Genomic DNA, 24,230 nt, shown 5'->3' on the forward strand with positions numbered 1-24,230 from the left:
ACGGATGAGGAGGTTCGACGTGCGCGGTGAACGCCCGAGCGAAGAGCAGCTGCGGCGGAATTTCGACACGATCCTGGCCGATGTGCGGGAGGGGCGTGGTGTGCGGACCGCGTCCGGTCTGGATTCGCCGACCGAGAACGCCCTGTGGGCGATCGCGGAGGCGTACCCGAACGCGACGGAGGACCTGGTGACCGCCGCCCGCGAGTCCTTCGCCGGCCAGCTCGACGGCAGCAATGCCGCCCGCTGGCGCGCGGACCTGGAGCGCCGGTTCGCCGAGCGCAAGCCCGCGTCGGACAGTTAGCGACGATCCCCGCGTGACCGTATCTCGCGAGTTCAGTGAAAACCGATCCGGCACACCGGATTCCGATCAGCAGCCCGAATCTGTCGCGGTCGCGCCCGATTCGGCCGCACCCGCCTTCGGGATCGAAAAGGCCGTCGATTACGACAGCCCGCAGATCCACCCCCTGTCCGCGGTCCTGGGCGAGGATCCTTCCTCGGACCCGAACGAAACCCCGGATGTCCCCACGGAACCCAGCCCCGATGTCGGCTTCAGCATGGCCGCCGAGGAACTCGACGTTCCCGAGCGCGCCCGCCGCCTCGCCCACCGTATAGCCGCCGAACTGCAGGAGCTGGCCCCCGAGGGCTGGACCCAGGTCCGCGCCGCCTTCGCCCTGGCCGCCTCCGGCCGGCGCTCCCGCATCCTGTACGCGGACGACGACGAGCGCCAGGCCCTGGTGCCCGCGACCGACACGATCATGACCCTGGTGGCCGCCCATCGCCTCCTCTCCGCCGAACTCGGCGACCCCTGGTGGCGACTGGAACTGGACCTCACGTCCGAGGGCGCGCTGAGCGTCGACCACGACTACGGCGACGACCCGTTCCCGGACGACCAGCTGTTCTCCCCGCAGGAATACCTGGCCGACCTGGAGGCCACCCCGCGCGAGTCCCTCCCGACCTGGCTGGCCGCCTATGTCGGTCACGGCAACCGCCAGTCCCGTTCCCCGCGTCAGGCGGCGGAGCAGGGCCGCGCGGATCGCGAATCCGGTTATCTCCCGGTGGTTTCCGAGGACGACTTCCCGCCGTTCCCCTTGTTGTGGTCGCGCTGGGCGGCCATCGCCGCCGCGTTCGTGGCGGTCGGCTCGGAGTGGGGCCCGCGGGTCCTGCCGTCCTTCGGCTGGTTCGAGGGTGCCCGCCGCTCCGGTTCCTCCCTGTACGAGCTGCCCGGCGGCCGCGCGGTGCTGTCCGGCGGTGTCTGGAACGCGCCGGAACTGGATGTCGCCTACAACAGCAAGACGCCGCTCCCGCGCCTGTACGCGGGCGCGCCCGAGTGGGTGGCGAACCCGGTGCTGAACACTCGTGCGGGCGGCGGCCTGCTGAGCTTCTGCTACTGGTGGGAGCGCGGCCGCTGGTATCGCGGCGAGTCCCCGTCGGCCGCCGATGTCGCGGTCGCTGTGCCCGGCATCTGGACCGCCGGCACCGTCGCCGATGTGATCTGCGACCTGCTCACCGAGCATCCGTCAGAGGAATTGCGTTCGGCCGTCACGAGTTTCGTCGATGGCGCGCAGCGCCGTGATGTCACTCACGCCCAGTTGTACGAAGTCTTCGGCGACGCCGCCGATCTGGACGCCGTGCACTACCAGCTGGCGCTGGCGGGCGTGGCCCGGCTGGGCCCGGAGCCGATTCCGCAGTCCGAGGCCCTCGAGATCGTGCGCCACCACCTCGACACCGAGGGCATCGACCCCGCCGCATTCCCGCCCGATCGCCAACGCGTGGAACGGCTTACGGTCGGCTGGCTGGTGTACGTTCCGGTGGAGCCGGAGGAGGTCGTGCTGGATCGCGCGCTCTTCTATGTCGCTGATGACGGCGTGGTGGAGGCGGCCACCTCCAGCACGCCGCCGTCGGTCTACCTGTCCGGTTTCGAACAGCGCTTCCGCCAACGGCATTCGTAGTGGGATCGCGGCCGACGAGTGGAGTATCGGTGAGATCTGGCCGTATCGTCGGAGTGTCGCGCGAGATTAGGAGTGGGACGTGAGTGAGGACGGCAGGAATCCCTGGCCCGGCCTGGCGCAGCAGGCGCACGCGGGCAATCTCGAGCTGAAACCGGGAGCCGCGCGCGAGGGCGCGAGACTGGCCGCCATCGCGGCGAACGCGCTGATCTATGCCAAGAGTTATCAGGATATTCTCACCACGCACAAGGGCTTCAGTGACAACGAGCATCTCTATCAGGTCCTGATTCTCAAGAAGCGTTTCAACGAGCAGGGTTTGGCGCTCGGCCCGATCCTGGATCGTTACATCGAGCTGGTGAACGGCATGGCCGACACCATGATTCAGGCCGACAAGACCTACGACGTCGCCGAGGTGGACTCCAAGACGAAGTTCGACCAGTTGAAGAAGGCTGCCGACGCCAAGGACACCGACCCGGCCAAACCGTCCCTGGACCACGGCAAGATCTTCGACCTCGGTGGAGACTCCGCGCCGCGCATCGACCAGCACGCGAAGGGCAATGAGGGCCTGTACAAGGTCGCCCATGAGCAGGGGCACTACGAAGCGATCGATCCGGAGAACCCTTACGCGCACCATGACCTCGACTGGTTCTATGAGGCGGGCGCGGGCATGGACCCGCAGACGGTGGCGAATTTCAGTGCCACCTGGGCGAAGGTCGCCAAGAAGGTCGACGACAGCTTCGACGCGCTGACCAAGCAACTCACCAAGATGGTGGACGACAAGGACTGGTCGAGTGCGGGCGCGCAGAGCGCGGTGGACGCCGCCAACACCTTCAAGAAGCAGGCGACCGACCTCACCGACAACCTGCGTTCGATGGCGGAAAACCTGAAGTACGTGTCGGGTTGGCTGGAGAACACCAAGGTCATGATGCCCCGCAACAAGCCGACCGACTTCGATTACGACCACTACCAGCGCATGGAGAACATGATCAAGGCCGCGCAGCTGGCCTTTCAGCACTGGTATGTGCCCGGGCTGACCGGCGCGGGTCAGGCCGTCCCGCGGCTGACCGATCCCACCGCCCCCAAACCCCACCTCGATGGCCCGGGCGGGCGGTCGAACAACGGTGGTGGCGACGGCCGGAGCGGCGGTAACGGCGGCGGGCAGAACCGTGCAGGCGGCGCGAGCATGCCGAATCTCGGCAACATGCCGAACAACAAGATCAACCCGAACGGTGTCGACCCCAACGGCACGAACCCCAAGGGCACGAGCCCCAACGGAATCGATCCGAATGGGACGAACCCCAACGGAATCGATCCGAACGGCACGAACCCCAACGGCACCAACCCGAATGGGACGAACCCGAACGGCACCAATCCCAACGGCACCAATCCGCAAGGGAATCCGTCCGGGACCAACCCGAATTCGAACTCCGGCCAGTCCAGTCAGGGCATGTCGCAGCTGTCGAGCGCGCTGCAGCAGGGCATGCAGGGCCTCACGAGCCTGCAGACCACCGAGCAGCAGAAGAAGCAGCAGCAGGAACTGAAGGACAAGCTGAAGGACTCCCCGCTGGCGGGCATGCCCAACCTCGAAGATCTGAAGAAGGGCCTGGGTGGTGGCGGCGGAGGCGGTGGCGGCGGTGGTGGCGGGGCGCCCAAGCCGATGCTCGAGACCTCGCGCCTGTTCCCGCGTGCCGCGCTGGCCGAAACCGCGGAATCGACCTCGATGGGCGTGGCCCGCGCGGGCGTCGCGGCGGGCTCCACCGGCATGGGCGGTATGGGCGGCGGTGGCGGTATGGGCCCGATGGGGCACGGCGCCGGCGGTCAGGGTCAGGGCGGCAAGGACCACAAGCGCCCCGAATTCCTGGATTCCTCAGAGTATCTGGACGAGGCGATGGGCACCGCGCCGGTGGTGGCCAAGCCGGTGGTCGAGGGCTGACGGTGCGATCCTGGTCTTTCACCGATCTGGAGTTCCTCGTGCTGTGGGAGGAGCTCGGCGAGGAGCATCTGCCCGAGCCGATGTTCTTCACCAGCCGCGCGCCGTTGTGGAGTGCTTTCCAGGACAGCAAGATTCACGCGCGCGACAGTCTGCGTGATCGCCACGACCAGGATCTGGCCGAGGTGCTGCGCGCGCTGCACACCCCGGATGTCCGGATCGAGCTGCGCGGCTGGGATCTGGGCGACCGGGTCGTACCGGAGTCCAGCCTTCGGGTGATGGGGGTGCGTTCGGGCGACGCGGGCTACTTGCTGATGCAGCATCCTGGCGAAACCGCCGGGCCTGTCTCGGGATTCACCATCACCGAGTTCTGGGCCAACGAGCTGGCCGAGCAGGTGGTGCGCCTGCTGCCGGAGGCGCCGGCGGGCCGTAGCGGCGATCGCGTGCTCGCCGAGGCCGAGGACGTGGTGGACACCGACTACGGTTTCGGCCTGTCCCCGGCGCACGAGACGCTGGAGGGCGGCGTGGTGGACCGTGCCGCGGAGTTCCTGGCGATCACCGCCTCGACCGCGGGCACCATCGATGTGGTGCAAGGCCGTTCGCGTTTCGGCCCACGCGGCATCACCCGGCACCATCTGCAATGGCGCGACCTCGCCGAGGACGGCCGCTATCTGATCACCGCCGACCATCCACCCGTGGCGATGGCCGCCGATCACCGCCGCGTGGTGACCGAAGTGAACACCCGGATCGCCGAAGTGGTCCTGGCGGTCGCCGACGAATGGGAGACGAACCGATGACCGCAGACGAATTCCCGAGCGAGTTCACGCTGTCCTCCCGGACCGGTGCGATCGTGGTCACCACCACCGAACAGGGCCTGCCCCGGGCGGTTTCGGTGGAACGGGACCGCCTGCGCCAGGACCCGGAGCTGCTGGCCTCGGAGATTCTGCGCCTGTGCAAGCAGTCCGCGGCCCGCGCCGGTGTCGAGCGACGTGCCCAGCTGCGGGCCGCCGGGCTGTCCCCGGAACTGCTGGCGCTGACCGGCTTGCCGACCACCGACGATGTGACCAGGCAGGAGTACGTCGAGGAGCAGGACTATGAGACCGAACCCGACAGCTGGCTGCGCCCGATCTGAGCATGTGTGAATACGCGTGTGAAATATACAGTGCGGCAAGTTGATCCGCCGCACCCTCGATCACCTGGGGAATACCCGGTGTTCACCGGGCCGTTGGTCAATTAGTGAACTCTTCGTTATGCCGGGCGATTCACCGCTCTGTATAGTTCGAACCGAAATGATCTTCCTGATGGGGGTCTCATGAGCCATCTCGTTGCCACTCCGGACGCGATTCGCGCTTACGGCGATGCTTCGGCCGCCATGGCCACCGCGGTGGCGAGCGCCGCCGCGGTCGACCAGGTCGCCACGGTCGCCGCACTGGTACCGGTTTTCGGCCTCATCGGCCAGGACTTCCTGCTGAGTTACGCGGGCGCGCAGGGCAATCACCTGTCGTCGGTGGCGGAGCTGGCGGCCGTGCACGCCGGGACCGCGGTCACCGCGCACGAGGCCGCGGCGTCCTACGAGGCCGTCGACGGCGCCGCGGGCGTCGACTTCCTGTCGCTATCGCGGGACCTGTGAGTACGCCCTTCGACCAGGGTTCGACGGGAGCCGCGCAGGCCGCTCCCACGGTGGCGAGCGGGCAGTCGGTGGCGGATGCCCTGCGCGACACCGCTTTCGCGCCGCTGCTGGACTCGCCGGTCGCCGAGGTGCTGTCGACGCTGGGTTTGCCCGCGCTGCCGCAGATTCCGGCGCTGCCCCCGATGCCGGACATGCCGCCGCTGCCGACCCTGGATCTGACCGCGCTCACCAAGCCGCTCACCGATCTGGCCTCCACCTTCGGCACCGGCCAATTGGGTCAGGGCCTGGACGCGTCGCAGATGCTCTCGGGTGTCTCCTCGGCATTGCAGCAGGTGATGTCGATCGCGCAGTCGGTGATGTCGCTGGCCAATTCGAACTCCTGGGAGGGTTCGGGTGCGGCGGGCGCTGCCGAGAAGGGCGCGGCCGCGCAGACCAATGCGCTGGAACTGGAAACCCAGAACGGGCACCAGAAGACCGTCATGGCCGGTGCCGCGGGCTCGGTGGCCGTGGGTAGCGCGATGATGTCGGCCGTCATCACCAAGTTCGTCACGGGCGTCACCCTGGCCGCCCCGTTCATCGCCACCCCGCCGGGCCAGGCGTTCCTGCTGTCGCTGGCGAGTGAGACGGCCGCCGAGGCCACCGCGGTGGTGGCCAAGACCCGCACCGAGATGACGGTGCACAGCGCGAACATGACCACCGCCGGGCACAAGGTGAAGGTCACCGACGCGCCGAAGGGCGTGGACTCGCTCTCGCAGGTCACCCAGCTGTTGAGCGCGATCGCGCCGTTGAGCAGCGTCGCGGGGCAGGGCGCGCAGACCCTGCAGCAGTTGCAGTCGATCAGTCAGCCCTCGACCGTGCAGTCGGCGCCGGAGACCGAACCGAAGACCACGCAGCCGGGTCCGGGCGGACTCGGTGGCGGCGGCGGGCTCATGCCGATCGGTGGCCTGGGCGGCGGCGCGGGCGCGGCCCCCCTGGGCCAGACCAGCCCCCGGACCATGAGCGCGACCACCACCCCGCCGGTCGCCGTACCCGCCCCGGTGCCCGGTGCCGGCGGCGCCGGTATGGGCGGAGGCATGGTGCCGCCGCCGATGGGCGCCGCGGGCGCGGGCGCCGGGCTGGCCGGCGACGCCGACGAGGAAGTGCGCACCAACCTGGTCACCGGTGAACACGGCGACGAGGTCGTGGGCGAGCTGGGCTACACGGGCGTGCCGGTGATCGGCGCGGTCGGCACCAACGGCCCGCGTCCGGCACAGTGATCCACAGCGCGGACCGGTGATCGACACCGCGGAAACCGGCTCGGTGTCCGTCGGTGCGACACGGTAGGATTCGCGGCGAAAGGGAGGGACGATGAGCGAATTCAACTTGGGCGGTGTGCGTTTCGACGCGGACACGGTGCTGGCCGCCGCCGCTGACCTGGAAGCCGTGGCCGATCGTCTGGAGGCCGCGCTCGGTGCGGACGCTTCGGCCCTGGCCGTGCCCGCCGCGGGCTCGGACAAGGTGTCGCTGTCGGCCGCCGAGACCCTCAGCGCCGTCGGCGCGTCCTTCGTGGACCAGAGTGGCGGCGGCATCGACGAATTGCGCAAGCTGGCCGCCGTCGTGCGGCAGCAGGCCGCCACCTTCGGCAAGGTCGAAACCGACAACTCGACCGACTTCACGAACCTCTGACCGATCGCGGTGGAGACCGCGGGATCACTCCGATTCGCGTGAGCGAGACTCCATCTCGCTCAGCATCTGGTCCGCCTGCGCGTGCCACCGGGCGGCGTTGCTGCCGTCCAGCTGGCCGACGAAGGCTTGGCGCGCGGCCTCCACGAGGTCATCGGTGGCATTCGGATGGGCGCGGGCGACAGCTCGGAGTGCGGTGCGGGTCTCCTCGTCGAGCCCGGTCGAGCTGCGCAGCCCCTGTCCGGCCAGCGCGCGCGCCAGCATGCTCTCGAAGTTCAGCTTCAGTTGTTCCTGGCTGGGACGGCCATGCCGCACGTCCGTCTCCTTCTGCTTCGGCGTCCGGGCCATCGTATCGAGCTGCCCGATACCCGCGGTGTGCCCGGCTCGCGTTCCGGGATCTCAGAGTTCGAAGTGCCGGGGCTCGCCGGAGGTCAGCTGCCAGTCGTCGGCGAGCAGTGCGTCCAGTGCCGCCTGGAGCAGCGCGTGCTCCGCGCTCCCCGCTTCGAGCCACCGTCCCCAGTGCACATCGAGTGTGAGGACCAGGATGCTGTCGAACCAGATCCTGAAGGTGACCGGTGGCAGGTAGGGGGCCGCGTCGGGGAGCGGGCCGAGCCATGTGGTTCCGTCCGCCCCGGTGGTGACGGGGAGGTTCAGGGTGTCGTCCCACAAGGTGACCGGGAGAACGTCCGAGCTCGGCGCTTCGTCGGTCCGTACGAAGCGGGTGGTCGCACCCAGCGGGGCGATGCTCTCGAACATCACGAAAAACCCTGGCGGGCAAGTGATCGTATTCAGCGCCTGCCGGTAGGTGCTGATCAGGTCCGGATCGGTGAGGACCGGAAACCGTGTGACGACAGCCGGTTGCGGGCCGTCGCCCTGCGGCAGCGGCGTATCCGTCCGCAGGACTTCCCAGTACTGGTCGGAGGGCCGCGGGTCGTCCACATTGATGTAGGTGCCTTCGATCGCGCAGGTGAACCACAGATCGAAGCCCGTGGGGCGCACGACATTCGCCAGATGGTCGCGCACGCGCAGCGCATCCGCGAACAACGCCTCGGAGCTCTCGACGTCCACCGGAAAGCTGCGCGTCAAGGTCAAACTCTCACCATGCGGCCGATACTCGCTGAATCCGATCACTGAACCTTTCTCCATCCCTCACCGTCTCGGACGATCTGTCCCAGCAGGTTGCCATTCTCGTCCACGAAGCGAACGGCATCGAGGTTCGCCAGGTTCGGGTGCAATTTCTTGTTGACGGTGAAACTCTTGGCCAGCTCGTCGAGGAGGTTGCCCGTCTTGCGGACATTGCCGTTCGGGTCGACGATTTCATAGTCCCATCCGTTCGCGCCGAACCTCCGTTCGTTGCCGCCGCCCAGCGGCTGGACGCGACCTTCCGGTGGGCTCTCGGGCATGACCACCGTGGTCTCGGCGGACGGTATCCGGTCCGGCACCGGCGCTACGGCCTTGTCCGCGCCGTGCAGTGCGGCGCCGTGCATGCTCGTCGCCTGCTCGGGCAGATGTTTCATCCGTTCGATCTCGACCCGTCGCTCGACCGTCGTCGACCCATTGTTCGCGGTGCGTTCGACGAGGATGTCGAACGACTTGTCCCCGGATACACCGGGATTGAACCGGACGCTCAGCTCCGGGTGGCCCTCGATCTCGCGGGCCAATCGGTCGAGTTCGGTGAGCTCGGCGGCCTTGTCGAGTACCTGGTCCATATCGCTGGCTCGGGCGCGCGGGGCGGTCTCTCCCATCCAATCCTCGAGCCCTCCCACATTGCCGCCGTCGACTTCGCGGTTCACCAGGTCCGTGAACTTCTGCGCCAGGTCGGGACGCCCCGCGTTCTCGAGCGCGCTCACAATGTCTTGGGCGTCCTGGTGGAAGTTCCCTTGGTATCCCGGGAGCGGCTTGATCGGCTCGGGAGCGGGCGGGTTGACATCCTCGGGACGGGGCAGCAGATGGTCGTGATTCTGCTCCACATACTCGGCGAGCGCCGCGTCGTGCTCGGTGAACGACTGCCACGCCGGGCCCCGGTGGTCCTGCTCGCGCAGGCCGATGCTGTCGGCGAGTTCACCGAATTTCGCACGTAGTCCGGGCAATTCGTGAGCTCGGGCCGGATCGTTGGTGGCCGCGAAGATGTCGTTGACGTGCGCGCGGACCTGCTCGAATCGATCTCTCAGCTGCTCGTGGCCGGGAGGGGCTTGCTCCGCGAGAGGCAGGAAATCACGCGCGTATTCCGCGAGGTAGGTGGACAGCGCCTGGTCGTGTTGGTCGAACAGCTGCCACATGGCACCGCTGTTCTCGGCGTCGCGCAGACCGAGACCGTCGAATTGTTCCGCGAATCGCTCACGAAGGTTCGTCGATTCGTCGGCTCGGGCGGGATCGGCGTCGGCGCGATCGATTTCCGCTGCCAGGCTGCGCAGGTTATCGAAGCCGTCGCGAAGTTCCGGTGTCAGCTGGCCGCTGTCACGCAGCTGTTCGCCGATCGGCGGTTCGGGCCGGTTCGGGTCGGCGGGCGTCGAACCGGGGTCTCGAGGTTCGTCAGGGATGCCGCCGCGGGCCCTGGCCCGTCTTTCCGGGGGTTCCTGTCTCGTCGGCGCGTGCTCTTCCGGTAGCCCCTGCTGCGTCGCCTCCCAGAATCGGCCGCTCACAGTGCGTTTGAGTTCGGTGCTGAGCGCCGCCTCCTCCGGGTGCATGGCGCGGTTCTCGTCCTTGGCCAGGGCCTTGAAGTCGCGTTGCACCTCGTAGAGCGCGTGTTCGTAGCTGGCGACGGCGTCGATGTGGCTCAGATGCAGGCGAAGTTCGGCGATGTGGCCGTTCTCCAACTGGACTTTCATCTGCAGGTCGCGGTAGCCGGAGGGCGTGGGGTGGTCGAAGCGGTCCTCGAATTCGACGATCCGCACCCGGGGATCGTTCTCGATCATCTCGAGCGCGCGGTAGGCGTCGGAGACCTGGTCGAAGACGATCTTCGCGCCGACCAGGTCGGTCAAGCGGGAGACGTCGCCGTCGTAGCCTTTGATCTTGTCCCAGGCGCGGGTCTCGTCCTTCGGGGCGTCGCGCCAACCGGGCGTGCCCTCGGTCTCCTGCGCGATGTCCCGGACGACGTCATTGAGCGCGTCCTGCGACGCCCGCCAGATGTCGTACTGCTTCCGCAGGAACTCGCGCTGGTATTCCGGGTCGTCGATTCTGCCGTAGTCGAATTCGGGCTGCCTGCGGCTCGATTCGGGCACGTCGCCGATCGCGTCCCGGATCTCGTGCGACATCGCCCGCTCCGCCGGGGTCAGCGGGGTCGGCTCGATGTGAACCGGTTCCGCCAGCGCCGATTCCGGTCCGCGCTCCGCGACCGCCTTGACGGCATCGTGCAGGACCGGCAGGCCATCGGGGTGGGTGAGCAGTGACGCCAGTGTTTTCGGGCGTTCCAGCAGCGAGCGTTCGAGGTGCTCGTTGCTCCGGAGCATGTCGGCCAGCTCGGGATGCTGGGGGAGCAGATCCCGGATGACGGCGCTGACCGGCGTGTCGACACCGTCGATCGAGGTGGTGATGCCGAGTTCGTCCGCGCGGTCCAAGGCGGCCGACACCCGAGGCTGCTCCAGGTAGCTCTCGACATCGGGTGCGGAGGGGCCGCCGGCTTCGGGCGATTCGGGCGCGGTGGCGCGGCCCTCGTGTTCGCCGTTCGGCTCGGATGAACCGGGAGACTTCCCCTTTCGTGCACGCGGGTCCTGGCCCGCGTCGTCGGGACGATGCGAGAAGCCGTCCGGGGTGCTGCCGTGGTCGCGGGCGCTGTCGAGGAGGTGGTGGTACAGGACCCGGGCGGGCTCGGTAGCGCCTTCACCGTGATACTCGACGTCGGTGAACGCCTCGGCCACCGCTTCGGGGCCGTCGAATCTGCCGTTCTCGTCGAAGCTGTAGCCGCTGAGCTGATCCAGCCATTCGTGGAAGGCGTCCTTGTCCATCCCGCCGCGGGTGGCCTCGAAATGGTCCGCCAGAGCCTTGTAGGCGGTCAGCTCGGCGTGTTCCTGGGACTCGATGGCGAGCACATGGCCGAACTCGTGCACCAGGGTCGAGTGGATCGGGCGGTCGGCCGATCCGGGAACCAGATGGCCGTCCGCCTCGTCTTCCGCGATCTCGCGGGCCATCCGTTCGGGATCGAGTGCGTAGTCCCGGTCCAGGACCACCTCGTCGGTGTACATGCGGCCCGACGGGCTGTGCCCTTCGTACGTCGCGGCGTAGGTGCCGGGGTCGCCGATCGAGTCGATCGACACCTTGCGCAGATCCACGTCCGGGTAGCGGGTCAGCATCTCGTCGATAGCGCGGGCGAACTCGCGCGCCACCTCGGGGTCGAGCAGTGGATGGTCGAACCCCGACACTTCGAGGTCCCACCGCTTCGCCAGTTCGTCCGCGACCTGGTTGCTGTCCCGGTTCGACCACTCGTCTTCGGGACGCTTCGACCAATCACCCTCTGCTGGATCAGGTTTCGACGGGTCTGCCGGTGTGTGCGAATCCTGCGCGTCAGTGGTTTTCGAGTTCTCGTGGCCGCGGGCCCGCGCGCCGTCGCGAGCGTCGTGCTTCGCCGCGTCAGGGGAATGCGTCCTGGCCTCGTGCTCACCCGGCATCGTTGTCACGACGAGAGCGGGCGCGATTTCGTCGTGTACCGGGGAGTCCCTGGGTGCGGGAGCTTCCGGCGCCGGGTCGCTGCTGTCGGGGCGTCCGCTGTCTCGGTGCTCGTTCTCGCGCTGAACCTCTGTTGCCGGCTGCTGTCGCGGTTCGTGCTGGGCGTCAGGCTCTTTCGGTGTCTGCTCGGCCCGATCCGGTAGGGAGTCCTCGGGCCGTTGTCCTTCGGGCGCGGGATCCCTCCGCGATGGGTCCGTTTCGGGTGACTTGCCCGTGGGGTCGGTGCGGTCGACCGGTTTCCCCGTCGGAGACTGCTCCGGCTTCGTGGCGGATTCCGTTGGAGTTGACCGTGTTTGGGTCTCGGAGGCGGCTTCCGCGGGTCGGGCCTCGGGGGTGCGGCCTAGTGGCGCGGCTCTGTCCTGGGCGCCCGCCGCGACATTGCCGCGGTGGTCGGTCGCCGCCGTCGATGCGCGCGGCCCCTCACCGGCTTGTGGTGCGGGAGTGCCGGCCCGCGGTGCGGCCGTGTCGGCCGGCTTGGCGGTTGTCTCGCCGAGCTTGGTACCGGTCTCACCGGTCTTCGGGCTCGTATCGCCCAGCTTCGGGCCCGTATCGCCGGTCTTCGGGCCCGAGTCGCCGGCTTTCGGTCCCGCATCATTGAGCTTCGTGCCGGCGTCGCTGTTCCGCGAACCTCCGTCGCCCGTTGTAGTCGCATTGGTCTGGAGATCATTGCGCGGAGCTTCCGAAGCCGGCGCTGCTCGCTCCCCGGTACGGGCGTCGGCCGGTTCGTGGCTGACCGGTTGTTCGGACGCCGCGGCGGGGTGAACATCGTGTGGTGCACCGCGTCCGGGCTGCTCGCCCGCCACCTGAACCTCCGGCGCGGGGGAGTGGACCTCCGGTGCGGGGGCATGCGGGGCACTGCCGTCGGGACTGGGCCTCGCCGTGGTCGCGGTGTCGCTGGGAGCGCTGTGGCCGTTCTCCACCCCATGGTTCGCTCCGCCGCCGACGCCCATGGCCAAGCCGCCGATCAACAGCTCGGTGTGGAAGGTCTTGTCGACCTTGCTCCAGTCGCCACCGTTGTCGTAGAGCTGGGTGGCGAGTCCGGTCCCGTACATGCCGACGGCGCCCATGCCGCCGCCGACGCCGCCGGCGATGGCTCCGCCCAGCCGCGACGGGAGCCGCGTATCCCTCAGCAGGTCGCCCACTTTCGCGTGGAACGGCGCGCCGACGGCGCCGCCCACGCCCCACATGAGACTGGTCTGGAAGGTCTGCTTGAGGTTGAAGCCGTCGTCGCGGTGGCCCTCCAGGATCTGGATGAACTGCGTACCGGCATCCAACCCGGCCCCCATCGTGCCCGCGCCGAGACCCGCGACCAGGGACTTTCCGCCGTACTTCAATGCGGTGTTGAGCAGCGGCCGCGTCGCCGCCTGCGCGGCGAGCTTTTCGCCCAGCGGCACCGTGATCTCGCGAAGCAGCGGCTGGGCGAGGGTTTCCAGGGCGGCCCGGGCTCGGAGCAGCCCGATCCGCTCCATGACCTTTTCGGCGAAGATGCGCAGGGTCCCGCGCGCGGTGAGCAGCACTTCCGGTACGAGCGCCTCGCCGAACAGGGTCGCGCTCAGCTGGAGCACGGTGTACAGCGTGAGCAGCGCGAAGATCTCCGACTGGATCTTGGCGTACTCGATTTCCGTTGCGGTGGCGCGCGTATCGTGGCCGAGCTGGTTCAAGCATTCGACCAGCTTCTGGATGGAATAGTCCTTGCCGTCGAACAGCGTCGCGAGCTCGGCGCTGACTTTCACCGCGCCGTCGCTGTCATAGAACTGGGGCAGCCTGCCGGTGACGGCCCTCAGGTCGGGTTCGAGCTTTTCCAGGTCGGCCGCGGCCTTCTTCCAGGCGTCACCCAGATCGAAGAGTGCGTCCTGATCGCCCTTCGGATAAGACATTCCGAAGTTGAGGGCCGCCATCAGCCAGTTCGGTAGGTGGTCTCCAACCCAGGTCCATCCGGACAATCATCGGCTCCACTTCGCAGCTGATCGTAAGGTCCGGGCTCCCAACCGGATTGGAAGATTCTCCGATTCACCCTACCCAGAGTGCTTCTGCCGGTCCAATTCTCGCGAGACTACCGGGCGTCGCCCACCCAGGTATAGCGGAAGGTCGGAGCCTCGCCCGCGGTTCGCCGCGCGAATTCCTCTTCCCACGTCCGGAAAGTCGTGCGGTAGAGGTCGGCGATCCGGTCCCGCTCCTCGGAGGCGAGTCGCCGCCGTTCCCGCTCGGCACGCTCGAATATATCTGTCGCCTGGCGGTACATATCGAATATCGCGCCGTCGCCGCGGAGATACGTGCTGCGCGCTTCTTCGGTCGCGCGGATGAACCGCTCTTCGGTCAGCTCCGAGAAGTCCAGATCCGCACCAGGTTTCAGAACCGCGTCGATATCATCCGCCGACGCCGGTTCGAAGGCACCGGTCCGGATGTTCAAACGCTGCCCGACCACGATGCCGTGCTCGGGCTCCTCGAGGCGAATGGTGCCGTTGCGGAACCGGAAGAAGGATGGCGACTCTTTCAACCAGAGCATTGGCCTGCCTTTCGGGATCTTCCGCGCGGTCGAGCCACATCATCGCATCGGCGGGCGCCGGCCGATCATTCGCCCGGTGTCGATCACCAGCCGGGTGTCGCGGCATCCGAATGCGCCCGGGCCTTGGGATCGTGCTCGAACTCCTCGACATTCTCGAATCGCGGCCCGGCGTCGGCGTCGGGTTCCCGGCGTTCGGCGGCATTCGGCGGCGCCATCGAAACCTCAGGGGGAGTGGGCATCATGGCCTGGATATCGGGCATGAGCGGGAAGACCTCGGACAGCGTCGGCATCTTCGCCTTCTCGGCCTGCAATGCCGCCAGGATCTCCTGCGACTTCTCCCTTACCTGGACGGCGGCTTCCTGCGCGGCCGCGGTGACGGCGGCGGCGATCTCGGAATAGGTCAGTTCGTCGATGTCATCGGAGAATTCGGTCTTGATCACGGCACCGTCGGCATTGACGGTGACCGTGACCCGTCGCCCACCGGCACGCGCGCTCGCTGTCAGCCGGGCTCGGTCCCGCTGTGCCCGTGCGACGGCGGCGAAACTGCCCTGCACCATCTCGGCCAGATCGGCCAGCTGCGCTTTCGCGACCTCGTTCGTCATCGATCAGAAGCCGTTCTTGTTGGCCTCATCCATGTTTTCGAGCTTGGTCGCGCCGTCGCGCAAGCCCTTCGAGTACTGCGCCAGCAGCGTCGTCTTCGACCCGAGTGCGGCCAGCAGACCGGGCTTGCGCGCGTCGTATCCACTCTCGCCCTCGGCGAACTGGTCGCCGAATTCGTCATGACCCCAGACGCCTTCATGAGCGTCCGCGGCCGCGGTGATCGCGTTGAGAATGTCGGTGACCTTGGTGTTCACGTCATCGAGTCCACCTGCTACGGAACGCATTCCGGCGATCTCGACCTCTACCTTGCTCACGTCGAACCCCCAATGTTCATCTGACCATCAGGTTGCGATCATATACGCGACTACTCGGCGACACCTGCCAAGATCAGTTGAAAATAGGCGCTGTCGAGATCGATGTCGGGGCCCACCAGCGCGCGGGACAGCAGTGTGCGCGTCACGGTGCCGGTATCGGCTGCGGCTATCAGCGCCGTGAGCCAGGACGACGCATTGCCGTCGAATACCTGTGTCAGCACGTCGTAGACGGCATCGTCATTCCATACGCCGGGGAGCGCGTCCTGCACACCGTTCGCGTCCGGGGACTCACCGCGATACCACGCGTTTCCATCCCACCAGTAGCAGAACGACATCAAACCGTTTGCCGCCCTGGGGCTCAACACCGGATCCGCGACCCAATCCGGAGCCCCCCGATAGAACTGCGGCATCGCCGCGCCGCCGTTGTACACGGCATCCAGCTCCGGTGCGTTCCAGATGCCACCGGACAGCACCGCCCGCCCGTGCGGCAGCCGATGCAGCGTCGAACCGCTGCGAGTTCGGCCCTCGAACCAGCCGAGGGCGCTCGTAACTCGCGGTCCGAGTGGAGATTTCACTGCCACGAACGCCGCGGAGATCAGTGCCCACCGCGCCCACAGGACTGGGAGCGGCGGAAGTCCCTCTCCGGCCGGAACCGCCGTGGCGTCGGCCTGCGCCGCCGCGAAGGCGGCACTCGGATTCCGCGCCTGCCGATCACCATGTCCGATATACGCCGCCAGCCAGATCGGCAGCCGCTCGCGCGGATACTCCAGCAGGTCGGCGAGGTACGCCTGGGGTGGGAACAGCTGCTGCTCGGGGAAAGGCTCAGCGCCGTAGTCGTATTCGATCCGTGCCGGGCCGGTCGTGGTGACAGCGGCGAGAAACCGCCACCAGGGCCCTTCGGCCGACGCCGCCGCCAGCTGCCGAGCCTCCCGCAGCAATTCGACCGCACGCCTCGACAGCGGCACCTGCGCGATGCGCTGTCCGTCCGACACGATGACCTGCGCGGCCTCATCCGTGACGGTCATCGCGATGGCCGCTTCCAGCCGATCGAACCCGTCCGGGATCAGGGCAAGAAGTTCGTCGGCTACCCGATCGGCCATCTGCTCAGCGGTACTGCTGCCCGACTCGGGCGCCGCGACTGCCGCAGCCATCCGGAAACCGACATCCGGCGACTCGGCGGTCGAATTGTCTTGACTCACACTGTTCCTCGTTACCCAATCAGCTTCCGGTGATCACCTGAATAGCAGCCTGCTGAGCCGCGTCGCCGATCTCACCGACCCGAAACCCGCGATCCGCGATGTGCCGCACCAATTCCGGCTCCGGCGCCAGTCCATGCTTGTGCAGATAGTGCGGCACCGCCCCCGCCCACACCCACACCCCATCGGTCCGGAAGTTCAACGGCACATCCCGATCCCCAGGCGCGAACTCATCCTGCTCGAAACTCCGTGCCGCCAACACGATCGGCGCCGACTCCAGATACGCCAGCACGGCCGTTCGCGTATTCCCCTCCACCGCGGGCCGATCCACGACAGGCCGCCCGTCGGCATCCTTGCCGTCATAGACGCGCGCCATCCGCGGCGGTAGCACGGCAGCCGGTGTCGGCTCGATCTTGACGGTCGCCTCCACCGCGGGCGCGGGTTGCGCGCGTGCGAAGGGATTAGCCGGGGGAGTGGGTGCGAACGGATTCGTCGGCGGAACGGGTGCGAAGGGATTCGCCGCCGGAGCAGGCGCGGACGGATTCGTTGAGGAGGCGGGCGCAAAGGGATTCGCCGCCGGAGCGGGGGCGAAGGGATGGGGCGCCGGCGCGAACGGGTTGGGCGCGGCGTTCATCGGTGCATAGCTCGCCCGAGGCTGGGCCGCCGCGCGTGGTCGCGCCGACTGCGCCACCAGCCCCGCCACGGCCGCGGCGAAGGACAGCAACAGCGCCAGCACCATCATGACGAGACCGATGCCCAGGTATTCCCAGAAGTTGAGCCCCATGATGGTGAAGGTGGAAATCAGCCCGTTGATTTCGTCCGTGAATATGAGCGCGGCGGCGGCCGCACCTGCCGCGCGCACTGCCGGATTCCGCGCACCCGCACCCGTGAGCAGTGCAATCGCCACCACGACCACCACGATCAGAATGAGTACGAAATGCACCAGCAGCAGCGGCGCCGATCCGTCCGAGTTCGTGCGCCAGATGGACCTGAAGTATGAGCTGTCGCTGATCGCCGGCTTGAACGACCCCGCCAGTTCGACAACGGCCGCGACAAGCAAGAACACACCCGTCACCCGGTCCGCCGCCCCACCGGCGGCCCCCTGGGTCTCCTGCAGCGCAACGCTTTTCGAAACCACCGCATCCCGCAGCCCACTCACCAGACCCCCGATCGCAACCAGCATCGCCAGCACGAGCACCCAGAATCCAGCCGCCGGTGAGATGTTCTCCTTGAACCCCTGCGCATAAGCCATCACGTCCCCCGACGAGATCGCCAGCACCATCCCACCCGCGAAGGCCGCCACCCAGAACAGCACACTGCGCCGAGCACCCACCCCCACCACGAGCAATATCCCCGTCACACCCGCCACGAGCCCGATCAGCACATACGGCACAGCGGAGAACCAGTCGGCAAGCCCGGATCCCCCGTTCCCCTCCCATACCGACGTTTCCCACGACCGGCCACCGAACTGAACGCTCGCCACAGGCGCCCACAACACCGCGAACACCAACACCGCCGCCGCGATCAACAACCCCCCGGTGACCCGCCCCGCACCCGCGGCCCCCGCCCCGCCCTCACCCATGACGCCGTCATTCCGCATATAGCTCATAACTCCGCCCATCCCTCCCCATGTGATCCTGCGACCCTAATTGCCCAGCTCTCCCGACGCCAACGAGAGCATCAGCCGCGTCGGAGCTAGCGTTCGATCACCGACATCGAGTTGCCGCGGTTATTGATGACGTAGAGAGTGTGGGTGGACGGATCCACTGCCGCGTCACACGGCGATTCGCCGACTCCGATGGTGGACATGACCACATGGGACAGACCGTCGATCACGGAAACCGTGCTGCTGCCGGAGGTCACGTAGACGGTGTGGGTGTCCTTGTCGAACGTGACTGCCTTGGCTGATTCAGGTCCTCCGTGACCAGCATCCCCTGCGAGGTTGATGGTGGCGATGACAGCGCGGGATGCCGTGTCGATCACCGATACCGTTCCGTCGTCGTAGTTGGTCACGTATGCGGTGTGGGTGGTGGGGTCCGCTGCCACCTGCCGGGGACTCTTCCCGACATTGATGGTGGCTGTGACCTTCTGGGATGGTGTGTCGATCGCGGAGACGGTATTGCTCTTCGTATTGACCGCGTACAGCGTATGGGCGTTTGCGTCCAGGGCCAACTGATCTGAATAGTCGCGGACGGGAAAGGATGACCGGACGGTGCGAGCGACGGCGTCGACCACAAATATCCTCACGCTGCTGCTGGTGTAGAGCGTATGCGTGTCCGGGTCGACCGCTATTCCCTGGAGAAACGACGCATCCTTGACGGCAATTCCATTGATGACGGTCCGGGTCTCCGTGTCGATCATCGTGATGAACCCGGATCCCAGAGTGAAGAGGGTGTGGAGGCCCGGATCGAGAGCCATTCCCCACACATTCGATTGCCCGACATCGATGGTCGCGGTCACGGTATGGGAGACCGTGTCTACTGCCCAGACTCGCCCGAGTCTGTTGTTGCCGACAAAGGCGGTATGGGTGGCCGCGTCTACGGTCACGTACTCCGGCATCTCCCCTACCTTGTAGGTCGGGACCTGCGGTGGGTGCGCCAGGGAGTAGTCCTGCGGTGGTTCTGGGCGTGTCGCGTACCAGCTGATCGGTGCTGCCACCGCGGTGGCGACAGCCAGGCTGAGCAGGATGCGGCCACGCCGCACCTTCTTCTTACCACTATCCGGTGGCGCATCGGTGGTCTCGCCGGTGCGCTCGCTGCGCCGCGAGTCCGGAACAGATTCGACGAGAACGGTTTCGGGTTCCCACCAACGATCCTCATCGGCGTGATTCAGTTCCGGGGGCCGCGGTGCCTGGAGCGTTGGCGCGGTTGGTGCCCTCAGGTCGGTAGAGACAGCCAGGGCGTTGCGGGCAGCTGTCGCCAGCTCTGCCGCTGTTTGATACCTCTGTGCGGGATCCTTGGACATGCCCCGCGCGATGACGTCGTCGAACGCCGCCGGCACGTCCGGCCGGACCACGCTCGGCCGAGGCGGAGGGCTGGTCAGGTGCGCGGTGATCTGTTGTTCCAGACTGGCACCGGGGAAAGGCTGTGAGCCGGTGAGGCATTCGTGCAGGACGCACGCAAGTGCATACACATCCGACCGAATGTCGGCCACACCTGCCAGGCGTTCCGGGGACATGTAGGCGAAGGTGCCGATCGCCGCGCCGGTGCTGGTCAACCCAGCCTCGGCGGCGGAGCGTGCGATACCGAAGTCGATGAGATACACGAAGTCGTCCGCGCACAACAACATGTTGGAGGGCTTCACATCCCGGTGCACGAGCCCATTCGCATGCGCGGCAGTCAACGCAGCCGCGACCTGTCCTACGACCGACACCGCCAACGCCGGTGGCATCGAACCACGCTGGGCGAGTACAGTATCCACGCCTTGCCCCTGCACCAGCCGCATGTCCAGATACATACGTCCGTCGATTTCACCGTACTGGTGGATCGGAATCACGTGCGGGTCGTTCAACCCCGCCGCCGCGCGTGATTCACGTCGAAACCGCTCCCGGAATTCACGATCGGCAGCCGAGTGCGGCGGCAGAACCTTCAGCGCGACGATCCGGTCACTACGGGTGTCGAACGCCTCGTAAACCTGCCCCATCCCACCTTCGCCGAGCAGACGGCGCAGCCGGTAGTGCCCGAACGGAGTCCCTTTGTCCACGAACGCCCACATCCCCCGTCGTACTGCCTGATTCGCGTTGCAAATGGTATCGGGTCACCAACTGTCTGCGCCGATTCGGCCCGGTGTGATGTCGTCGGCTCCTCGACATCGGTCAAGGTCATGTGCCTCGGCCGAGGACGGATCGACTAAAACAAGGAGGAGATTGCGCGCATCGTTCGAGAAGTGGGGCAGCGTCGCAAGCCCCGGTCGCCACACTTGGGTGAGGTAAGGCGTGCGATCGAGTAAGCCGCAGCCGATTTGCGGGGCCGGGCCACTCGCCGCTCGGGTCGCTAGGCTCGGGTGCGCAACGTCAGGGGAGTGGGGATGACAATCGTTTCATGGCAATTGCCGCTGGTCTTCGGTCTGGTCCTCATCCGCCTGCTGGCCCCGGGCTGGCTGATCATGCTCACCCTCTGGACGCTCGGCCTGCCGGCTTTCGTGGTCTGCGCGCCTCTGCTGTGCGCCGCGGCCTTGTCCACCGCTGATCAGCATTCGCTACTGAAGATCGCGGACATCCTGCTACTGATCGCGGCCTTCACCGTGCCCGACGGCGGAGACAACAGCGGGTATCGCATCCCGTTGTTGACCCTGGTCAAAGGCGATCCCTCGATCGACGAGAAGAACCTGATAGGTAGAGGACTGGTTTGGATCGGTATGGCCAGCGTCCTGGCCTACGTCATCGCCCTCCTCGTCATGTGGCTCCAGATCGGTGAGTTACATGGTTGGGTGTCAACGGGATTCGAGACGTGACTCGGGAAGGGCGCAGGCCTTCAATCGGACTTAGGGAATCCGGTCTCTGAACGATCAGCGCGACAGAGACGTCAGGATTTCCCGGGTGAAACTCATCGCGGCATCGTTGGCCGTCGCCGGGCCGGAGTCTCTTGCGCGGCTATCGCCGAATCCGCTGGCGGTGATGCGCACGCAGGCATTCGCCTGCCGCACGACGATATCCGCGCGCGGGTACCCGCCGTTCTTGCCGAATACGCCTGTGATGAGCCATCCCTGGTCGACGGCTGGTCCATTGTCGCCGAGTCGCGAAATCTCCTGCTGTGACTGGTTCGCATAAGTCGGCGCTGCTGTCACCATCTCCTGCCGACCGGTGGTGAAGCAGTCTTTCGCGCCCGATTCTCCGGCCTCCACGGTCACCGTCGCCTCGACGGTCGAGAGGAGACCGGTGCTGCCGGACCAGCGCAGATATCTGTTCGAAGCATCCCGGTCGTAAGCGTTGCATGCCGTACCGGGCAGGTAAGCCGCTACCGTCCCCGCCGGAACCATGTCGCATCCCTTCGGTGCGCTGGAGAGGGAGATGTTCGGCGCGCTATCCCTCGAAATAGTAATGGCGGCAACGATTCCCACACCGAGTATCAGCACCGCTCCGGCGATGAGGACGGCTCGCATTTCTTTGGACAGGTTCGGCAGTGGAGCCGATCGTCCGCCCTGCCGCCGCCCCATCGCCTCGAACGCCGCGTCGGGGAACAGCTCGCGCGGCAGGACGATGCCGCGGGTGCCCCTCTCGCGCAGGAAGATTCCTCCACCGATCCTGGCGAGATCCTTGATCCCGTTGTAGGGGATGGTGGTGGTGCCGGTAGTCAGCGCCAATTCCAGTGCGTCGCGGTGAAATATGACCGATATCGAGGTGCCGGGGGCGGTGTAGGCGGCGATCGCCGGGTTCCGTCTGACCATCGCGACAGCGGTGAGCAGGGCGCAGACAACGATCGCGATCGCGAGGATGAAAAGATAGAACAGCGGCAGGGTAGCGGGGCTCCAACCGGGTTTACCGGCGGAGACGAAGAACTCGAGAAAACGCCGCGACAGCAGGATCAGGGGGATTAAGGCCAGGCCGCCCCACAGGGAGGGCGAGCGCCAGCGAGCCAGGGCCTGGACGCGACTCAAACGCATGGTGGTCTCGGAGTCCGCGATGGTGGTGACCTCGAGCGAATGGCCGGTCGGAGCCGAATCTTCGGCATGCGAAGGCTGCCACGACTGGTTCATTCGTCCCCCATTTGACTGAGCAGTTCTGTCCGGACCCTACCGGTCGACCCCCGGTGACGCGACTGCGTGACGGCAACGAGACGACCGGCTGATCCGGCTCACTCGCTCCCGGAGTGCTCGGTCCGAGCCTCCCGCGCCTGTTGGACGGTTAGTCTCCACCGGTGCGGATAGATCTGTCCGCCCCGGGGGCATCGGTTCGCCCGCCCGAACCGACTGGTCGCACATCTCGCCTAAGGAATCTCGGCGAACATCATGATTCGGCACATCGTGTGGAACGAGACCTTCTGCAGCACGTCAGTCTCCCCCCGATCGACGACCTCGACTGTCACGTACCGACTGGCGGACGGCCCCTGGGTGCTGTGATGAGTCAGGGATTCTCTGGCGTGTCCCTGACAGTCATCGGCCTCTGGTCTTCGTTCCCGGCTTGTAGCGGACCATCGCCCGAATAGCGGAACGAGGGTGGTTCGCCTGCGGCACGGCGGGCGAATTCTTCTTCCCACATGTCGAAAGTTCTCCGGCGCAACGCCGCGACAGTCCCGCGCTCCTCGGCGGTCATCCGTCGCCGCTCCTGCCGGACTTGGCCGAGCATTCCGTCCACCTGCCGATAGATGTCGAAGATCGGTCCCTCACCGCTCAGGTAGTAGCTTCGAAACTCCTCGGTGGTCTTGACGAACTCCTCCTCGGAGAGGGCGGCATAATCCAAGTCCGCGCCGGGCCGGAACACGGCGTCGATGTCTTCTCGCGTGGCAGGCTCGAAGGCGCCCGTGTCGATGTTCAGCTTCCGGCCGATCACCCGATCGAAGGCGGGCTCTTCCAATCGGATGGTGGCATTGCGGAACCGGAAGTACGACGGGGATTCTCGGAGCCAGAGCACGGGCAGCCTCTCGGATATGTGATGGTCAGCGGTGGGCCAGGACTTCGGCAAGACGCTGCATCAGCCACGATCGGAAGACCGTGTAGTCGACGGTACGAGTAAGGGAGACCTGGCAATCGCCGGGCGTCATTCTTCCGATCTCATCGAGTTCCACGCCCACGCGACTGGTTCGTAGGAAGGAGCGCCCCACCGCTTGCGCCAGTGTCAAAGCATCGTGCTGCATGGTGCCCGGGTAGAAGTTCGCGAACCACTGATCCAAATGCGAACGGATCAGTCGGCCCGCAGGGCCGGACTCGGCGAGCAACTCGTATTCGGGTGAGCCGGAGGTGATTTCATTGGCCGGATGGAACGTGACCTCCGAGGGCACGATCCATGTCCGCAACCCGGCGTGCAACACCTTTCGCGCCGCAGCCACATCGAGTCGAATATTGTGCTCGGCACGATCGGCATGCCTGTAGTTCAGGCCACCGCCCATCTGTGTGACGATGAGTCGTCCTGTGGCGTCCGGAATCTCGGCGACCACCGTCGACAGGTTCGACATGGGTCCGATGCCGAGCCATCGCACCTTGCCGTCGTTCGTCGCCAGGACCTGCCGGACAGCGGCGAGTACGTCTTTGCTCTGATTCGGCACGTCATGCGGAACGAGACCTTCTGCCGCCCAGTACCTCTCATTGCCGAGGTCGATGCCCGCGACCACTGGGACATCGGATCGACCGAGTAGATCCAGCAGATGTCGCGCGAGTCGGGCACGCCTTCCACCGTGTTCGTCGCTGGTGATGACCAGAGCCAACTCCTGCCGCCCGGCGGCGACCGTTAGGGCGATGGCATCATCCGGGTCGCCTCCGACGTCGGTATCGACAATCAGCGGCATGGTCGACAGCGGTGGAAGCATGTCAGGCAACGCGGACAGAGCGTCGGCCCTGTCGTGCAAGCCGACACTCCTGGCCTGATCGATCAGCGCATCGCGAATCCGATTCGGAGACAGCTCCGCGCGGTCCTTGTTATCCGGCATGCTCAGCCGTCCTCCAACTGCTTGGACGTGTAGTTCGGTAGGGGCCGCGGGTGCCCGACCGGGCAGCTCGGCGGCGGTGAGGTGCACGTTGTTTGCGATGCTGAAAGGTGGCTCGGCATGGCCCATCGTGCATTCGCTGGGCAGTTGGACCGCAGCAGCGCTGCGCGCTCGTAGGCAGACTGAGATCGAATGCTCACCGAGTTC

The 24,230-nt window shown here is 66.6% G+C and carries 21 protein-coding genes; 9 read left to right on the plus strand and 12 right to left on the minus strand.

Annotated features, from left to right (window positions below):
• Positions 1-19: 19 nt before the first annotated feature.
• The 8 genes from ACQPYY_RS04270 (at position 20) to ACQPYY_RS04305 (ending at position 7,171) form a co-directional block, all read left to right on the plus strand.
• Positions 20-301, plus strand: coding sequence for a hypothetical protein (locus ACQPYY_RS04270; protein ID WP_379105116.1), 282 nt, complete (start codon positions 20-22; stop codon positions 299-301).
• A gap of 13 nt (positions 302-314) precedes the next feature.
• The gene (locus ACQPYY_RS04275; protein ID WP_433592811.1) at positions 315-1,949 is read left to right on the plus strand and encodes a hypothetical protein; all 1,635 of its coding nucleotides are present in this window, start codon (positions 315-317) and stop codon (positions 1,947-1,949) included.
• A 79-nt stretch (positions 1,950-2,028) separates the two neighbouring features.
• A complete protein-coding gene (locus tag ACQPYY_RS04280) occupies positions 2,029-3,879 on the plus strand; it encodes a WXG100 family type VII secretion target (RefSeq protein ID WP_433592812.1) in 1,851 nt (616 codons plus the stop codon).
• A 2-nt stretch (positions 3,880-3,881) separates the two neighbouring features.
• A complete protein-coding gene (locus ACQPYY_RS04285) occupies positions 3,882-4,673 on the plus strand; it encodes an ESX secretion-associated protein EspG (RefSeq protein ID WP_433592813.1) in 792 nt (263 codons plus the stop codon).
• Entirely contained in the window at positions 4,670-5,008 is a 339-nt protein-coding gene (locus tag ACQPYY_RS04290; protein WP_379105124.1) for a hypothetical protein, read from the plus strand. The genes ACQPYY_RS04285 and ACQPYY_RS04290 overlap by 4 nt, the downstream gene beginning before the upstream one ends.
• 180 nt (positions 5,009-5,188) lie before the next feature.
• Positions 5,189-5,506, plus strand: a complete 318-nt coding sequence (locus ACQPYY_RS04295; protein WP_357089064.1) for a type VII secretion target — start codon at positions 5,189-5,191, stop codon at positions 5,504-5,506.
• Positions 5,503-6,762 (plus strand): hypothetical protein, encoded by a 1,260-nt coding sequence (locus tag ACQPYY_RS04300; protein WP_433592814.1) that lies wholly within the window; start codon positions 5,503-5,505, stop codon positions 6,760-6,762. Before ACQPYY_RS04295 ends, ACQPYY_RS04300 begins: the two co-directional genes overlap by 4 nt.
• Positions 6,763-6,853: 91 nt before the next feature.
• A complete protein-coding gene (locus ACQPYY_RS04305; protein WP_433592815.1) occupies positions 6,854-7,171 on the plus strand; it encodes a PE family protein in 318 nt (105 codons plus the stop codon).
• A 24-nt stretch (positions 7,172-7,195) separates the two neighbouring features.
• Here the strand turns inward: ACQPYY_RS04305 and ACQPYY_RS04310 are convergent, their stop codons facing one another.
• From ACQPYY_RS04310 to ACQPYY_RS04350, 9 genes are all read right to left on the minus strand, one after another.
• Positions 7,196-7,483 (minus strand): hypothetical protein, encoded by a 288-nt coding sequence (locus ACQPYY_RS04310; protein ID WP_433592816.1) that lies wholly within the window; start codon positions 7,481-7,483, stop codon positions 7,196-7,198.
• 84 nt (positions 7,484-7,567) lie between these two features.
• Positions 7,568-8,254 carry a hypothetical protein gene (locus tag ACQPYY_RS04315; protein WP_433592817.1) on the minus strand — a complete coding sequence of 229 codons (687 nt, stop codon included), beginning with the start codon at positions 8,252-8,254 and terminating at the stop codon, positions 7,568-7,570.
• Positions 8,255-8,295: 41 nt separating this feature from the next.
• Positions 8,296-13,707 (minus strand): hypothetical protein, encoded by a 5,412-nt coding sequence (locus tag ACQPYY_RS04320; RefSeq protein ID WP_433592818.1) that lies wholly within the window; start codon positions 13,705-13,707, stop codon positions 8,296-8,298.
• A 176-nt stretch (positions 13,708-13,883) separates the two neighbouring features.
• Positions 13,884-14,336, minus strand: a complete 453-nt coding sequence (locus tag ACQPYY_RS04325) for a hypothetical protein (RefSeq protein ID WP_433592819.1) — start codon at positions 14,334-14,336, stop codon at positions 13,884-13,886.
• A gap of 83 nt (positions 14,337-14,419) precedes the next feature.
• Positions 14,420-14,938 (minus strand): YbaB/EbfC family nucleoid-associated protein, encoded by a 519-nt coding sequence (locus tag ACQPYY_RS04330; RefSeq protein WP_357285218.1) that lies wholly within the window; start codon positions 14,936-14,938, stop codon positions 14,420-14,422.
• 3 nt (positions 14,939-14,941) lie between these two features.
• A complete protein-coding gene (locus ACQPYY_RS04335; protein WP_357285220.1) occupies positions 14,942-15,250 on the minus strand; it encodes a hypothetical protein in 309 nt (102 codons plus the stop codon).
• Positions 15,251-15,300: 50 nt separating this feature from the next.
• Positions 15,301-16,449 (minus strand): hypothetical protein, encoded by a 1,149-nt coding sequence (locus tag ACQPYY_RS04340; protein WP_433592820.1) that lies wholly within the window; start codon positions 16,447-16,449, stop codon positions 15,301-15,303.
• Positions 16,450-16,468: 19 nt separating this feature from the next.
• The gene (locus tag ACQPYY_RS04345) at positions 16,469-18,055 is read right to left on the minus strand and encodes a hypothetical protein (protein ID WP_433592821.1); all 1,587 of its coding nucleotides are present in this window, start codon (positions 18,053-18,055) and stop codon (positions 16,469-16,471) included.
• Between the two features lie 86 nt (positions 18,056-18,141).
• Complete coding sequence (locus tag ACQPYY_RS04350; protein ID WP_433592822.1) at positions 18,142-20,148, minus strand: serine/threonine-protein kinase; 2,007 nt, start codon at positions 20,146-20,148, stop codon at positions 18,142-18,144.
• 324 nt (positions 20,149-20,472) lie between these two features.
• On the opposite strand from ACQPYY_RS04350, the gene ACQPYY_RS04355 reads away from it, so the two are divergent.
• A complete protein-coding gene (locus ACQPYY_RS04355) occupies positions 20,473-20,898 on the plus strand; it encodes a hypothetical protein (RefSeq protein WP_433592823.1) in 426 nt (141 codons plus the stop codon).
• A 54-nt stretch (positions 20,899-20,952) separates the two neighbouring features.
• On the opposite strand, the gene ACQPYY_RS04360 is transcribed toward ACQPYY_RS04355, so the two are convergent.
• The 3 genes from ACQPYY_RS04360 to ACQPYY_RS04370 form a co-directional block, all read right to left on the minus strand.
• A complete protein-coding gene (locus ACQPYY_RS04360) occupies positions 20,953-22,140 on the minus strand; it encodes a YcxB family protein (RefSeq protein WP_433592824.1) in 1,188 nt (395 codons plus the stop codon).
• A 367-nt stretch (positions 22,141-22,507) separates the two neighbouring features.
• A complete protein-coding gene (locus ACQPYY_RS04365) occupies positions 22,508-23,014 on the minus strand; it encodes a hypothetical protein (protein WP_433592825.1) in 507 nt (168 codons plus the stop codon).
• Positions 23,015-23,039: 25 nt separating this feature from the next.
• Positions 23,040-24,026, minus strand: coding sequence for a nucleoside hydrolase (locus tag ACQPYY_RS04370; protein ID WP_433592826.1), 987 nt, complete (start codon positions 24,024-24,026; stop codon positions 23,040-23,042).
• Between the last annotated feature and the right edge of the window lie 204 nt (positions 24,027-24,230).

Source organism: Nocardia sp. CA-145437 (genome assembly GCF_050956485.1).
Taxonomy (GTDB): Bacteria; Actinomycetota; Actinomycetes; order Mycobacteriales; family Mycobacteriaceae; genus Nocardia.

Coding starts and splice junctions, on each gene's coding strand:
- ACQPYY_RS04370 (WP_433592826.1), bottom strand. CDS start 24,026: ATGCCGGATAACAAGGACCGCGCGGAGCTGTCTCCGAATCGGATTCGC.
- ACQPYY_RS04325 (WP_433592819.1), bottom strand. CDS start 14,336: ATGCTCTGGTTGAAAGAGTCGCCATCCTTCTTCCGGTTCCGCAACGGC.
- ACQPYY_RS04345 (WP_433592821.1), bottom strand. CDS start 18,055: ATGAGCTATATGCGGAATGACGGCGTCATGGGTGAGGGCGGGGCGGGG.
- ACQPYY_RS04330 (WP_357285218.1), bottom strand. CDS start 14,938: ATGACGAACGAGGTCGCGAAAGCGCAGCTGGCCGATCTGGCCGAGATG.
- ACQPYY_RS04290 (WP_379105124.1), top strand. CDS start 4,670: ATGACCGCAGACGAATTCCCGAGCGAGTTCACGCTGTCCTCCCGGACC.
- ACQPYY_RS04355 (WP_433592823.1), top strand. CDS start 20,473: ATGACAATCGTTTCATGGCAATTGCCGCTGGTCTTCGGTCTGGTCCTC.
- ACQPYY_RS04295 (WP_357089064.1), top strand. CDS start 5,189: ATGAGCCATCTCGTTGCCACTCCGGACGCGATTCGCGCTTACGGCGAT.
- ACQPYY_RS04360 (WP_433592824.1), bottom strand. CDS start 22,140: ATGAACCAGTCGTGGCAGCCTTCGCATGCCGAAGATTCGGCTCCGACC.
- ACQPYY_RS04305 (WP_433592815.1), top strand. CDS start 6,854: ATGAGCGAATTCAACTTGGGCGGTGTGCGTTTCGACGCGGACACGGTG.
- ACQPYY_RS04320 (WP_433592818.1), bottom strand. CDS start 13,707: ATGTCTTATCCGAAGGGCGATCAGGACGCACTCTTCGATCTGGGTGAC.